Origin of the sequence: Inconstantimicrobium porci, assembly GCF_009696465.1 — a bacterium.
GTDB classification, from domain to species: Bacteria; Bacillota; Clostridia; order Clostridiales; family Clostridiaceae; genus Inconstantimicrobium; species Inconstantimicrobium porci.
On the sequence record NZ_VULX01000001.1, the window covers coordinates 258,622 to 272,816 of the forward strand.

Sequence of the window (14,195 nt, forward strand, 5' to 3'; positions counted from 1 at the left end):
TTTATAAAACTTTCTTGATTGTATTGCCATCAGACTGTAGGATTATCGTTCCGTTTTTATCAGTTCGAAAAGTTTTAATATTAAATTTATTCAACATGTTTATTATTTTGGTTGAAGGATGTTTGTATGTGTTATTAAGACCTACAGAGATTATTGCTATGCGTGGATTAACTTTTTTTAAATAATTTTCAGATGTTGAGGTGCTACTTCCATGGTGGGCTACTTTCAAAACATCTGCTTTTATATTGCAATTCTTTTGAAGAAGATTATCTTCAATTTGCTTTTCGGAGTCTCCTGTAAATAAAAAAGATGTTTTTCCGTATGTTAATTTAATTACAGCAGAGTAGTTATTTATATTGTCATACTTAACTTTTTCAGGCGATAATACCTGTACAGTGATTTTATTATCTATATTTATTTTATCATATCCATTGTATAGTACATTGATTTTTAGTTTTTTGTTCTTCAGTGAATTTATCATGCTTATAAAAGATGGTGTATTTGCTATTGATTTAGGGCTAAGGAACTTGTTTACCTTATAGTTGTTAATGATATAATCCATATTGCCTATATGATCCTCGTGAGGGTGAGTAGCAATTACATAATCAAAGTGTTTTATTCCCAAGGACTCTAAATAATGCTTTAGATGCTTTCTACTATCTTTAGGGCCAGAATCAATTAATATATTCTTGTTATTGAACTGAATTAGTTCTGAATCTCCCTGACCTACATCTATATAGTGTATTATTAAGATGTTTTTTGGGATTTCTTTGTAAGTATTATTGCAGTTTAACAAACAACAGTTAATTAAAACTGCTGTTATAATTATAAAATAAAATAATTTTCTTCTCGTATAATCATCTCCCAGCTATTAGTATGTCCAATTGCTGTATAAAAAAATCAAATTTATATATTATATAACCTAAACTTGAAAAAATTATAATATATCTATATTATTAGATTGTGTTATATAAGTTTAAATAAATAGAATAGGAGAGTGGAATTTTTGCGCAAGATTTATTTAATTGTGATTTATTTCTTCTATCTGCTTTTTCAAGCATTTAGAGTCTTAAAATTGAAATGGATAAGTAAGTTTAAAGGTAGTGAAGCAGCAGAACAGTATAAGAACAAAGCGCTTGTAAAATGGGCTGTAGGAACAAATAAAATATTTGGGGTAAAGGTTACGGCAATAGGACAGGAAAACATACCTGATGGAGCTGTTGTTTTTATTTCTAACCATCAGAGTAATTTTGATACTCCTGTTTTAATTGAAGCAGGCGCGATTGCAGGATTCATTTCGAAAAAGGAAGTATTTAAAGTGCCTATGCTTGGATACTGGATGAAGCAGATTCATTGTGTAAGTGTAGACAGAGATAATATAAGAGATGCTGTAAAAATGATTCAGAATGGCGTTAAGAACCTTAAACAAGGTTATTCTATGTTAATATTTCCTGAAGGTACTAGAGCTAAAGATGGCGTGATTAAAGAATTTAAGAATGGAAGTTTTAAATTAGCTACAAAGGCTAAGGTTCCAATTGTACCAGTTACAGTTGATGGTACTAATATGGCATATGAATATGATGGAAAGTTAAGAAAAGCTAATGTTACAGTTACTTTTCATAAGCCAATATCTACAGAAAATCTTTCTAGAGAAGAAGAAAAGCAATTAGCTGAAACTGTTCACGATATTGTTGCAACTAGCTTGAATAAATAAAATATAAGAAATTGCAAAATTATTGTTTTAAAAATTGCAAAAAACATGGTATAATGTAATATGTGATACATATTATAAGCGTTTTTTGAAATATTAAAAAAATTTAAATTCATGTAGGGGGCTGTTTTTTTATGATTAAAGAATTTTCCATAAGTAATGATAAGGTTACAATTAACTTTACTGCAAAATATTGTAGTGATTATCAGACCTTATTAGATAGTGATGGATTTAAGAGAGTGTTAGAAGCATTTTTATCTACAGCAGAAAGAAGAAATTCTAATGCATATAAGTTTATTTTAGAAAAGCTAAAATGTAGCGATAAAACTGTACTTGTAAAGAAGCTTACTAATACATTCTTACTTCTTACAACGATGAGTGTTGAAGAAATGGCGGACTTGAATTCGGAATATTTATTACTTGTAGATAATAAAGATTCTTTTATAGATTTTGTTGAAGCATTGTATTCATTCTGGAGACGTCTTGAAAGATACTCTATAGTTCACAATAATAGAATCCAGGAGGGAATAGCAGCTGTAAGTTTTACAGAAGCAAATTCTAATTTCTCAAGACTTGTATTATCTCTGTATAGAAAAATAGAGAAAAATATCACAGGGTATATGCCTAATGTTTATAGACAAGTTCCAGCGGGTACTAATGCTTGCATGATGCTTAGTGATGTAATCTGGCCAGTGCCAAATGGTTATGAAATGCTTGAGCAGATACCATTTATAGATACAATTTCTCTTGAAACACCATTTATAACTTATCCTAAGAAGAATACTAGAGATGGTATGTTCCAGGAAGTTAAGGAAAATCCACTAGATAACGCTCACATTAATAGGGATCACTGGTTCTGTTATCCTGCAATGATAGGTGAACTACTTGGCTTTATATATTTCCATAGAGATTTTATGGAGCATGGAATTACATTATGTAACTTATTTGAGCTTGCAAAAGTTGAAGAATATAGGGGCAGAAAACCTGATATAGTCTATATATTTGGTGGTACAGATCATTCAGAAGAACTTAAGACAGTATTCTATGAAGACAAGCAGAATGATATAATGGTTGGTTATGTTAACCATAATCAAGAAATAGATTATTTTGGATACATGAAGAAGATGTGTTTAACTCTTCATAATCTTATAATGATTAAGAGGGGATACCTTCCAACTCATGGTTCAATGGTTAATATAGTATTAAAAGATGGAAAGCAGGCCAATATTGTAATAATGGGCGACAGCGGTGCTGGTAAGTCAGAAAGTCTTGAAGCATTTAGAGCTTTAAGCGAAGAGTATATCAGTGATATGACAATAATCTTTGATGATATGGGTGTAATGAAAGAAAAGAATGGACAGATCTATGGATATGGTACAGAAATTGGTGCGTTTGTAAGACTTGATGACCTTGATCAGGGATATGCATTTAAAGAGATTGATAGAAGTATTTTCATGAATCCTGATAAGATAAATGCAAGATTAGTAATGCCAGTTGCTACTTATAAGGAAATAAGACAGGGATACAAAATAGATCTTTTACTTTATGCTAATAACTATACAGATGTTAAAGAAGGAGAACATTCTATTTCATTCTTTGATAATGTTGAAGAAGCTAAGAAAGTATTTAAGGCTGGAGCAAGAGTAGCAAAAGGTACTACAACAGAAAAGGGACTTGTTACTTCATATTTTGCAAATCCATTTGGACCGGCTCAAAAGCAGAAGGAAACTGATAAGATTATTGATAAATACTTTGATACTTATTTCAAAAACAATGTTAGAGTTGGAGAAATAAAGACATGTCTTGCTATAACAGGTAAGGAAAAACAGGGTCCTAAAAAAGCTGCTATTGAATTGTTTGATATTATAAAAAAAATAAAGTAATTAAAAAGGCTATATCATTATGATGGTATAGCCTTTTTATTTTAATTCTTTAATTTTGTTTTTTATTAATTTTATAGCATCCTCAAATTTATATGATCTTAAGTTTGGAAAAGCACTGAAAAATCTAAGATGATTTGTATTTAGAGTATTGAATTCATCTCCATATTTATTATAAAGAATAGAAAATTTATCAGCTGCCTTTGTTCTTGTTATTTGAATAGTTTCTTTTGATTTAGTTATTATTTCATCAAATAAATTCTGGATACGTGAAAGAATTACTGTAAGTTTTATAAGTGATATTATTGTAAAGGAAAAATCAAAAATAAAATAAATTATTGTTATTAAATAAAGATAAAATAATACCTTGTTACTAAAAGCATATATTAGAAATTCTATTATAGGGTGTATCAATAATAGAACAAGGACTGAAGCTATTCCCCATACAATAGAGAATGATAAACAAATACGTCCTTTTATATTAAATCTGTTATTGGTGTAATCCCACCATTTTGCATTAAAGAAACGTTCGAGCATATATCCAGTTACATATTCTAGAGCGGAAGTTAGAATGGTAGACATTAAAAATAAAAGTAATAAATTATTCTTAAATGGAGCCAAGCATACAACGATAATTGTGATACCTAGTCCATATATAGGACAGAATGGGCCATATAAAAAGCCTCGGTTTATAAAGTGTCCCTTTTCGGTAAATGCATAGGCTACTTCGAAACACCAACCTAAAAATGAGTATATTACAAAAAATAAAAAAAATTTAATAATTGTTACATCATTGTTTATTAAATATAAAAACATCCTTATCTCCTATAAGTGCTAAGTTTAACTTGAAAAATCCCTTCTTCAAAATAAAGAAGGGATTTTTTATTAATCCATTACTTTACCTTTTGCAAAAAATGATATAGAATACAAGCCTGCAATTCCAACTAACGCATAAACTATACGGCTTATTCCACTCATGAAGCCAAATAAAGCGGCTACAAGATCATATTGGAAGAATCCAATCAATCCCCAGTTTACAGCTCCAATAATTACGAGGATAAGTGCAATAGTATCTAATACTTTCATAAATAACACACTCCTTAAAAATTTATACAAGAGTATTTTATCCGAAATAAAGACTTCTATACATTTTTAAGGTTAAAGAATAGTTAAGTTACAGTCTGATATTTCTATCAATAGGTTGTGATAAAGAAATTAATGTATCGGTTCTTTCTATACCAGTTATAGTATTAACTTTATTCATTAACACATTCTGAAGATCAGATATGTTTTTGCATACTAATTTTGCAAATAAAGAATATTCCCCAGTAACTAGGTGTAGCTCTACAACTTCATTGATTTTTGAAAGATCATCGCATACTGATGTGAACGAAGACGTTTTATCAACGTGAATTCCTACAAAACAGCATACGTCATATCCTAGTTTAGGAAGGTTAAGCATTATTCTGCTTCCCTTAATTATACCTAAGTCTTCCATTTTTTTCATTCTTACATGTATAGTTCCACCGCTTACGTGGCATATTCTTGCTATTTCCAAATAAGGAGTTCTACAATCTTTTATTAAAATGTCTAGTATTTGTAAATCTAATTCATCCAGTTGTGGATTTTGTATAGCTGACAAAAGATCACCTCTCTGCTTTATTATTATTTAATTATATTTTATCAAATTTAAAAGCGTATTTCTACTAAATTTCTAAAAAAATATGATTTTAATCAATTATAATTAATATATTACTAAAAAAAAATTTGAGATAACTAATTTGTCTACTGCTATTGAAAATATTTTTTATATAAATTAATATTATTATTGTAGGAGGGGAATATATGCAGTTATTATTAAAAATATTATTATTGACACTTATAGCAGTTGGAACTTTGATATCATATGGTTTATTAAATATATATGTGTTAAGTAAATTTAGACCTAACAAGTGGATTATTTTCACAATAGGTATGGTGATATTATTTATACCATTTGGTGTAACAATTGCCACAGGTAAGTCTTATTTTATATTACAGATTCTAACTACTGTTATTTTTGTTATTTTAGCATTATGGTTTATTGATTTAATGAAATTCAGTCCTAAGAAAAAAGACAAGGAAAAGAAGATTGTAATAAAATCAAAAGCTAAACCAAATAGAGCAAAACAATTTAAAAATAACCAATCAAAGTAATTTTTAAAGCATTGACAATTTAGTCAATGCTTTTTCTGTTTATAAAAATAGGTGAGCTTATTGCAAGAACACCATCTTTTCCAATAACTCTTATGACAAACCATGTATTATTTTCTGTCATTCTATATTTAAAAATATAGTGAATTCTGTTTAAATATATCATGTTTATTCTTTTTATAATTTTCTGCTGATTACTAATTATTTCTATTGAGCTAATTATTTTATGTTCTGACTCTGTAAAAATATAAAATGATAGTATTGAAGGATGATTATCAAGCTCTAGTGTTTTACCCATAGGAGTGAAGTTAATAGAAAAATAAAGTTTTAAATCTGGTACGCTTGTAGAATAGGTGGATTTATTTCTGATTGAATCAAGAATTATTTCTGAATAACAGTGTCTGCTGATAATGCCTGTATACCATCCTTTTGAATTAAGAGAGTTATAGCTGCTTATAGCCCCGATAACCCAGCCTTTATCCAAAAGATTATAATAAATGTTCTCAAAATCTGTAATGTTGCAGTCACTATTTAAATTGCATATTTCAACACTGCATAATTTCTTCTGTAGTATTTTTGTCTGTAGTAGTGATAATATACCACGGTGAGGTTTTTTTACAGTTATAAATGATGATCTATCTGTAAGTAGATATTCTGACAATTGCTTTATTGATTTTACATCACCTTTATATATGAATTGTGAATTCCAGCAGTCAAAATATGCAATGGGATTTGCGGAGATAGAATAAGAGAATATAAAAGTAATTTTGTATTTCCTTGATAAACCTGATATAAATTTATTTATTAATTCTATAAGATCTCTGTTCATATCTCTTGAGATAAAAGAATGCAAGTAAAAGTTAAAAATATTAATCGATAAATAATCTAAGTTTAACTTCTTATACATTTTTATAGAATTTTCGATATCAGATACGTTATTAGTCTCCATATTGGGGATGCCAATATAATAATTATATGATGCTGAATTTTTATCTAAAAAAGTTTCGTTAAAATTCGTGTCCATATTTAAATCTACATTCCTTAAATTATATATATAATATTTTATTAGTGGAATTTAAAATTTATACTATAACAATATTATAAGATGTTTTTTTTAATCATAAAATTTGATATAATTCACTATAAAGGATGTGAGCGTTTTGGAGATAGGAAGAATAAGAAGAAATACTTCTGTTACTAGAGAATCGAAAGTAACTGATGCTAAAAAGGGTTTCTCTCAGAGTTTCAGCCAGGCAAGACAGCAGAAATCGCAGGAACAGCTTAAGCAGATGATTGATGATATAAACAAGAAAGGTAATAGGCTGGTTATTACAAAGTGCTATGCTGATGTTTTTGCATATAAGAAGTTAATAAAAGAGTATTTAAGATCAGTTCTTGAAAATATGTATCTAATAAAAAAAGATATAAGCTTCTGGCAGACACAATATTTTATAACTGTAGATATAGTTGACCAGAAGATGGAGGGGCTTACTGAGGCACTGCTTAATCAAGAGAAAGACAATATAGATATAGCATCTACAATAGATGAAATACAGGGACTAATTGTGGATATTTATAAGTAGTTGATTCAGAATAATATAACTCAGAGATTGATCATTAATTTATCATCAATTATTGTTGATAATATTTTACATATGTTAAAAAAGACTGCCTATTTAAATAAGCAGTCTTTTTTTGTTATTTAGGAGCAACCACCCAGCTGGTTGCTCCTTTTAAAACCACACGCTTTGCGTGTGAGCATCGAAGAGCTTTAGCGGTGGGCATGATGAAAAAAATCCTCCTTTTGCTAAAATAAAGTTAGGTTTCGCCACCAAATTTATATAGCAAAAGGAGGATGTCCTATGGACGAGAATAGTTTATCACATACACGATGGAATTGTAAATATCACATTGTGTTTATACCAAAATACAGAAGAAAGGCAATTTACGGAACTATAAGACAAGATGTTGGTCAGATATTAAGGCAGCTGTGTCTATATAAAAACGTAGAAATAATAGAAGCACATGCATGTATAGACCACATACATATGCTGGTATCAATACCACCGAAATTAAGTGTGGCAAGTTTTATGGGATACTTGAAAGGTAAAAGTTCATTGATGATTTATGATAGACATGCCAATTTGAAGTATAAGCATGGTAGCCGACACTTTTGGGCAAAAGGATACTATGTTAGTACGGTTGGTTTGAACAAGAACACAATAGCTAAGTATATTAGAGAACAAGAAGATGAAGACAAAATGTCAGATTCAATGACAACAAAAGAATACGAAGACCCTTTTAAGGGTCGCTAGAGAGTTGGTTGCGGTTGGCGGAATCAATAGGTGCCTTTAGGCATTGCTGGCACCATGCCCTTAGAGGGCGTAATAAAAGCCACCCGCTGAGCGGGTGGTTATTTACTAATTAAGCCACGATGCACATGAAGCATCACTTGGCATTCTTAAATCCCCTCTAGGAGATAAGCTTATTGTACCAACCTTTGGACCATCAGGAATTGCTGATCTCTTAAACTGTTGAGAGAAGAATCTCCAGATGAATTTATCTAACCATTTATTGATTTCCTCTTCAGTGTATGAATCTTTAAATGCAGTAAGTGCAAGCTTAAGAATTCTTTCCTTAGATGAACCATGACGCATAAAATGATATAAAAAGAAATCATGTAGTTCATATGGTCCTACGATGTCTTCAGTTTTTTGTGCGATGTTTCCATCCTTATCCTTTGGTAGAAGTTCAGGACTTACAGGAGTCTCTAAAATATCTATTAAAGTTTCAGATGTAAGTTTATCCGCTTCATTTTCTGCCACATATCTTACAAGATATCTGACAAGTGTCTTAGGAATTGAACAGTTTACTGCATACATGCTCATATGGTCACCGTTATAAGTACACCATCCAAGTGCAAGCTCAGATAAATCTCCAGTACCTATAAGCAGACCACCTTCTTTGTTGGCGATATCCATTAATATTTGAGTTCTTTCTCTTGCTTGAACATTTTCATAAGTAACATCATGAATGTTTTTATCATGTCCTATATCTTCAAAATGTTTTAAGCATGCTTCAACAATGTTGATTTCTCTAAGATCGCATTGTAATTCCCTGCATAAAGTCAAAGCATTATTATATGTTCTGTCAGTTGTGCCGAAACCAGGCATAGTAATTGTTACAATGTTTTTTCTTGGGATACCAAGCATATCGAACGTCTTAATTACAACTAATAAAGCTAGAGTAGAATCAAGACCTCCTGAAATACCAATAACTGCTTTTTTAGCGCCTGTATGTTCAAATCTCTTTGCTAGTGCTGAAGCCTGAATTGCAAAAATTTCTTTGCATCTTTCTTCTCTTTCCTTAGTGTTAGAAGGAACAAATGGATGAGGATCCACGAACCTGTTAAATTCTTTTATTGATGTATCTTTATATTTGAATCTGATTGTTCTGAACTGTTTATTAAATAATCTGTTAGAATCTCTAAAACTGATATTTCTAAGTCTTTCGCTGTTAAGTTTAAATAAGTCTACTACAGAAGTAAGAACTTCATTGTCTCTCTCAAAACGAGTGTTTTCATTCAGCATAGTACCATTTTCACTGATTAACAGGTGACCACTGAATAATACATCGGTGCTTGATTCATGTACTCCTGCTGATGAGTAGATATATGCACTCATTGTACGAGCGCTTTGGTTGCTTACAAGAGCTTTTCTGTACTGTGATTTGCTTGCCAGCTCGTTTGAAGCTGAAGGATTACCTATTACGTTGGCACCATTTACTGCAAGGAATGAACTAGGAGGTATAGTGACCCATAAATCTTCACATATTTCTACGCCATATTTAAAATCGTTATCTTCAAAGATAAGATCAGTTCCAAATGGAATATCGCTTTGGAATGATAATGAAACAGTCTGGCCTATTATATTAATTCCTTCAGTGAACCATCTTTTTTCATAGAATTCTGTATAATTTGGAATATAACTCTTTGGAACTATACCTAGAACCTTTCCTTCAAAAATAATATAAGCGCAGTTATATAGGCTGTTATTATTAAGTAGAGGTGCACCAACTGTAATAAGAATGTCTTTGTTCTTTGAGTAATGGCATAAGTCCTCTATTGCTTTCTCAGCTTTATGTAATAATGGGTTGTGTAAAAACAAGTCTGCGCAAGTATATGATGTAATGCTTAGTTCAGGGAAGACTATACATTTTGATTCTTCGCTAATAGCAATATCTATACACTTTTTTATGTTGCTTAGATTTGTACCAACATCAGCTACCTTTGTTATAGGGCAGCATGTGCTTACTTTAATAAAATCCATAATAATCACTCCGTATCTTGTTTTTGATATATGTTTATGTTGTGTAATAAATAATTAATTATTTCATAAACCATACATTAAATATTAAAGCTATAGACCTATAAAATCAATATTATAGAATAAAATAGTCATCTGTGAGAATAATAATAAGTGTCCATTGACATTACGTAGAGATTAATCTTTAATTTTATCTTTAAAGGATATATAATTTAAGTTATATATCCTTTTTTTTATGGATAAAAAAAGAATGTGAAAGGAATTATACTTCATGAAGAATTTTTGGTGTGAAATTTATCTCGATAAACTTTATAACAATTTAAAAATAATAAAAGAAATGGCTGATGACAAAAAGATAATTGCTGTAGTTAAAGGAAATGCATATGGACTTGGTGTTGAGGAAATAACTACTAGACTTAATGATAAGGTGGACTATTTTGCAGTTTCTGATATTAATGAAGCTGCGCTTATAAATACTGATAAAGAGATACTCCTGTTATCTCCACTTGTATCTAAAGATGATTTTAATACAAATCTTAACAATATTATCTTTACTATAGATAACAAAGCAGTAATTAACGAATTTCCTAAAGATAAGACTATGAAGATACATATCTATGTTGATACAGGTATGAATAGAATGGGCGTGAAATGCAGCGAGCTTGCTGGTATTATTTCTGAAATTAAAGAAAAATACCCCAATATAATAGTTGATGGTATATATACCCATCTTCACAATACTAAAAATGTTAATTATACATTAAAGCAGATAGAGGATTTCAAGAAGTGTACTGAGCCTTTTAAAGATGAAGTTAATATGATACATTGTCTTAATTCATCAGGATTTATTAATGATGAGATAAGATCTGCCTCTTATTTTACAAATGCAGTAAGGGCAGGAAATATACTGTATGGATATGACGGATTTAATAAAGGAATAAGAAGAACTTATAATTACTTTGCAAAACCTGTTAATGTTTATGAGGTAAGCAAGGGAGAACATGTGGGATATGGATGCACATATAAAGCAAAAAGAAATATCAAAATCGGTATCCTGGGATTTGGTAATATAGAACACTTCGGATTCAGCAAGGATATTGATAAGGGATTCTTCTTTAATGTAGTAAGAGCAGCATATAACAGTTTAAAGTTCAGACCGGAAATTTTTGATGCTAAGAGTGGCAGGGGAATTAGAATAGTTAGTAAGCCTAATATGAATATTACAATTGTAGACATGGAAGGACTTAATGAGGATTCTCTTCTTAGAATTGAAATTTCACCAATACTTGCGGATTCAAGAATAACTAAAAAATATATTGAATAAAAGAAAGTTATAATGGATAAATTACTATAGAGGTTAATAGGAGGTGATTCTAAATGGAGGTAAATAAGAGTATAAAATGCAGTATTGAAAACTGCAAATATAATTATCCTTCAGAAGATTACTGTACACTATCACAGATAAAGATAGGAACACATGAAGCAAATCCAACAGTTATTGAATGTACAGATTGTGAATCCTTTGAACTGAAATAGTGATGTATCTGTAAAAGTGAGGAAGCTTTTCCTCACTTTTTTTATATGATAAAATATAGTACAGGCATAATAATATTTTGAGGAGAGATAGAATTGATTTTTTCATCGTTTAAAATAGATAAAGACACTCCAATATATGAGCAGATAGAAAAATACATCATGATTCAGATCAATGATGGAATGCTACAGAAAGGCAGCAAACTTCCATCTACAAGGGAAGTAAGTTCTGTGCTTAAAGTGAGCAGAAATTCTGTGGTAACAGCTTATGAAAATCTTGAAAGTAGAGGAATAATTCAAAGTGTTAAAGGCAAAGGGACATTTGTCATTGAAAGCCAGCAACAGACAGATAATGATTTTGTATTAAAATGGGATGAAAGATTCAACGAATACGGAAGGAAGTGTAATGAACTTGATATAATGAAAACAGAAGTACCTTGGAAAAAAGGTATGATTTCATTTAAAAGCATTGCTCCAGAGGAAAAACTTTTTGATTTAGATGAAATTAAAAGAGACTTTCAGACTATCTGTGCTAATGAAGGCAGTAAAATACTTAATTATGGATATGCAAAAGGCTATAAACCGCTTATAGACTATCTGCTTAAGTATATGGAGAAAAAGGGCGTTATCATTCAAAACAAGGATATACTAATAACTAATGGTTTTACTGAAAGTTTTGATATGATAATAAGTGTTCTTACAGATAAAGGAGATGTGGTGCTTTGCGAATCGCCAACGCATAATACTGCCATAAAAATAATGAAGGCCAGAGGAGTACATATAGTGGATATTCCTATGCAGTATGACGGAATTGATGTAGAAAAGCTTGAAAAGGCTATAATTGAATATAATCCAAAAATGTTATATATTATTCCTTCATATCATAACCCTACAGGCATAGTTATGAAAGGAGAAAAAAGACAGAAGGTCTATAATTTGTGTAAAAAGCACAATATACCTATAGTAGAAGATGGCTTTAATGAGGAGCTTCTTTATTCTAGTTCTCATATGCCTCCAATAATGTCATTATCGGGGCTTGGAAATGGTGTTGTATATCTCGGGAGCCTGTCCAAGATACTTTTTCCAGGTTTAAGAGTTGGATGGATACTAGCTGATAAAAAATTAATTAGTATGCTTGAAAGTGTTAAAAGATCACGAACAATACACTGTTCAACACTTGATCAGGCCCTTTTATGTGAATATCTTAATAATGGCAGTTTTGAAAAGTATGTTAAAAAAGTACGTAAATATTATAGAGAAAAATATGAATTTGCAATTCGTGAAATAAAAAATAATCTGCAGTATAAGTATATTTATGGTGAAGGAGGCCTACATGTATTTATTGATCTAGGTGATATAGATGCCAGGAAGTTACTAAAATGCTGCTACGAAAACAATGTAATATTTATGCCAGGGGATATATTTTTCCCAGGAAGTGGTGGGAGTACATGTATGAGACTTGGATTCGCAAGACTAAGTAATGAGGATATAAAAAAAGGAATAAAAATAATTGGACAATCCGAAAAAGAAATCAGAAAACAGGTGTGAGTAGGATCGTACTATTTAAAACTTGAAAGCAAAATGTTAATATTCTGTTAACAAAACGTTGACTTTTAATACAAAAAAATTTAATATTTATGTATTGCATATATGAGGGGGCAGAAAAATGGCTAAAAGTATGACTGGATTTGGGAGAGCTTCAGGTGAAAATGGTAAGAAGCTTATTTTTTCAGTAGAAGTCAAAAGCATAAACCACAGATACCTTGACGTTAATGTTCGCCTTCCTAAGAATCTTGTTTCTTTAGAAAATAACATTCGAAAAGAAATTGCGAATAAGATAAACAGGGGAAAAATTGATGTTGCTGTAAACTACAAAAATTACATTGAAAATAACAGTTCTTTAAAGTTGAACGTTGCAAAGAGCGACGAGTATATGGAAATTTTAAATCAGATCAAATCAAGATATAACATAAAGGATGATATTACTGTTTCAATGATAGCAGATTATCCAGATGTTATAGTTTCAGAAGAAAATGAAGAAGATTTAAATGAAATATGGAAGGAACTTAAGCCAGTACTTAATGAGGCTATAGATATGAATTTATCTATGAGAACTGTTGAAGGGGATAAACTTAAGGAAGATATAAAACTAAAGTGCAGTGTAATCAAACAGAAAATACAGCAGATAGAGGAAGATGCAAAATTATCTTCAAAGAAATACGAAGAAAGATTGTATGAAAAAATTAAAGAACTTGTTAGCGATGTGAATATAGATGAAAACAGGATTGCCACTGAAGTTGCAATTTTCGCTGATAAAGTTGATATTGACGAAGAAATAACAAGGTTCTACAGCCATTTGAATCAAATGCACTTAACACTTGATCTAAATGAGCCTATTGGAAGAAAAATGGACTTTATAGTTCAAGAAATGAACAGAGAGGCTAATACAATTGCTTCAAAATCAATCGATATTGAGATAACAAATTTAGTTATTGATATAAAGAATGTAATTGAAAAAATTAGAGAACAAATACAGAACATTGAATAAGCAGG

15 protein-coding genes are annotated in these 14,195 nt (G+C 30.3%); 9 read left to right on the top strand and 6 right to left on the bottom strand.

Going from position 1 to position 14,195, the window contains the following annotated elements; all coding sequences use genetic code 11:
• Window position 1 precedes the first annotated feature (1 nt).
• Window positions 2-796 carry a ComEC/Rec2 family competence protein gene (locus tag FYJ33_RS01320; RefSeq protein ID WP_235900738.1) on the bottom strand — a complete coding sequence of 265 codons (795 nt, stop codon included), beginning with the start codon at window positions 794-796 and terminating at the stop codon, window positions 2-4.
• Window positions 797-1,075: 279 nt separating this feature from the next.
• Between FYJ33_RS01320 and FYJ33_RS01325 the strand changes: the two genes are divergently transcribed.
• Window positions 1,076-1,714, top strand: a complete 639-nt coding sequence (locus tag FYJ33_RS01325) for a lysophospholipid acyltransferase family protein (RefSeq protein WP_206046584.1) — start codon at window positions 1,076-1,078, stop codon at window positions 1,712-1,714.
• Window positions 1,715-1,845: 131 nt separating this feature from the next.
• A complete protein-coding gene (locus tag FYJ33_RS01330; RefSeq protein WP_154529961.1) occupies window positions 1,846-3,594 on the top strand; it encodes a phosphoenolpyruvate carboxykinase (ATP) in 1,749 nt (582 codons plus the stop codon).
• 36 nt (window positions 3,595-3,630) lie between these two features.
• Here FYJ33_RS01330 and FYJ33_RS01335 read toward each other — a convergent pair whose 3' ends face one another.
• The 3 genes from FYJ33_RS01335 to FYJ33_RS01345 all read right to left on the bottom strand — a co-directional run bounded on the left by FYJ33_RS01335 (window position 3,631) and on the right by FYJ33_RS01345 (window position 5,233).
• Window positions 3,631-4,407, bottom strand: a complete 777-nt coding sequence (locus tag FYJ33_RS01335; protein WP_154529962.1) for a putative ABC transporter permease — start codon at window positions 4,405-4,407, stop codon at window positions 3,631-3,633.
• Between the two features lie 69 nt (window positions 4,408-4,476).
• On the bottom strand, window positions 4,477-4,677 hold the full coding sequence (locus FYJ33_RS01340) for a DUF378 domain-containing protein (protein ID WP_154529963.1): 201 nt from the start codon (window positions 4,675-4,677) through the stop codon (window positions 4,477-4,479).
• A gap of 88 nt (window positions 4,678-4,765) precedes the next feature.
• Complete coding sequence (locus FYJ33_RS01345; protein WP_154529964.1) at window positions 4,766-5,233, bottom strand: Lrp/AsnC ligand binding domain-containing protein; 468 nt, start codon at window positions 5,231-5,233, stop codon at window positions 4,766-4,768.
• A 203-nt stretch (window positions 5,234-5,436) separates the two neighbouring features.
• On the opposite strand from FYJ33_RS01345, the gene FYJ33_RS01350 reads away from it, so the two are divergent.
• Window positions 5,437-5,787, top strand: a complete 351-nt coding sequence (locus FYJ33_RS01350) for a hypothetical protein (RefSeq protein WP_154529965.1) — start codon at window positions 5,437-5,439, stop codon at window positions 5,785-5,787.
• A 19-nt stretch (window positions 5,788-5,806) separates the two neighbouring features.
• On the opposite strand, the gene FYJ33_RS01355 is transcribed toward FYJ33_RS01350, so the two are convergent.
• Entirely contained in the window at window positions 5,807-6,808 is a 1,002-nt protein-coding gene (locus FYJ33_RS01355; RefSeq protein WP_154529966.1) for a hypothetical protein, read from the bottom strand.
• Window positions 6,809-6,944: 136 nt separating this feature from the next.
• Between FYJ33_RS01355 and FYJ33_RS01360 the strand changes: the two genes are divergently transcribed.
• Window positions 6,945-7,367 (top strand): YaaR family protein, encoded by a 423-nt coding sequence (locus FYJ33_RS01360; protein WP_154529967.1) that lies wholly within the window; start codon window positions 6,945-6,947, stop codon window positions 7,365-7,367.
• 279 nt (window positions 7,368-7,646) lie between these two features.
• A complete protein-coding gene (tnpA, locus tag FYJ33_RS01365) occupies window positions 7,647-8,099 on the top strand; it encodes an IS200/IS605 family transposase (protein ID WP_154529968.1) in 453 nt (150 codons plus the stop codon).
• A gap of 105 nt (window positions 8,100-8,204) precedes the next feature.
• Here tnpA and FYJ33_RS01370 read toward each other — a convergent pair whose 3' ends face one another.
• Window positions 8,205-10,112: an NAD(+) synthase gene (locus tag FYJ33_RS01370; RefSeq protein ID WP_154529969.1), complete on the bottom strand. Its 1,908-nt coding sequence runs from the start codon at window positions 10,110-10,112 to the stop codon at window positions 8,205-8,207.
• Between the two features lie 268 nt (window positions 10,113-10,380).
• Between FYJ33_RS01370 and FYJ33_RS01375 the strand changes: the two genes are divergently transcribed.
• From FYJ33_RS01375 to FYJ33_RS01390, 4 genes are all read left to right on the top strand, one after another.
• The gene (locus tag FYJ33_RS01375; protein WP_154529970.1) at window positions 10,381-11,433 is read left to right on the top strand and encodes an alanine racemase; all 1,053 of its coding nucleotides are present in this window, start codon (window positions 10,381-10,383) and stop codon (window positions 11,431-11,433) included.
• Window positions 11,434-11,486: 53 nt separating this feature from the next.
• Window positions 11,487-11,645 (top strand): DUF1540 domain-containing protein, encoded by a 159-nt coding sequence (locus FYJ33_RS01380; protein ID WP_154529971.1) that lies wholly within the window; start codon window positions 11,487-11,489, stop codon window positions 11,643-11,645.
• A 96-nt stretch (window positions 11,646-11,741) separates the two neighbouring features.
• A complete protein-coding gene (gene pdxR, locus FYJ33_RS01385; RefSeq protein ID WP_407928863.1) occupies window positions 11,742-13,190 on the top strand; it encodes a MocR-like pyridoxine biosynthesis transcription factor PdxR in 1,449 nt (482 codons plus the stop codon).
• 118 nt (window positions 13,191-13,308) lie between these two features.
• The gene (locus tag FYJ33_RS01390) at window positions 13,309-14,190 is read left to right on the top strand and encodes a YicC/YloC family endoribonuclease (RefSeq protein WP_154529973.1); all 882 of its coding nucleotides are present in this window, start codon (window positions 13,309-13,311) and stop codon (window positions 14,188-14,190) included.
• The last annotated feature ends 5 nt before the right edge of the window (window positions 14,191-14,195 follow it).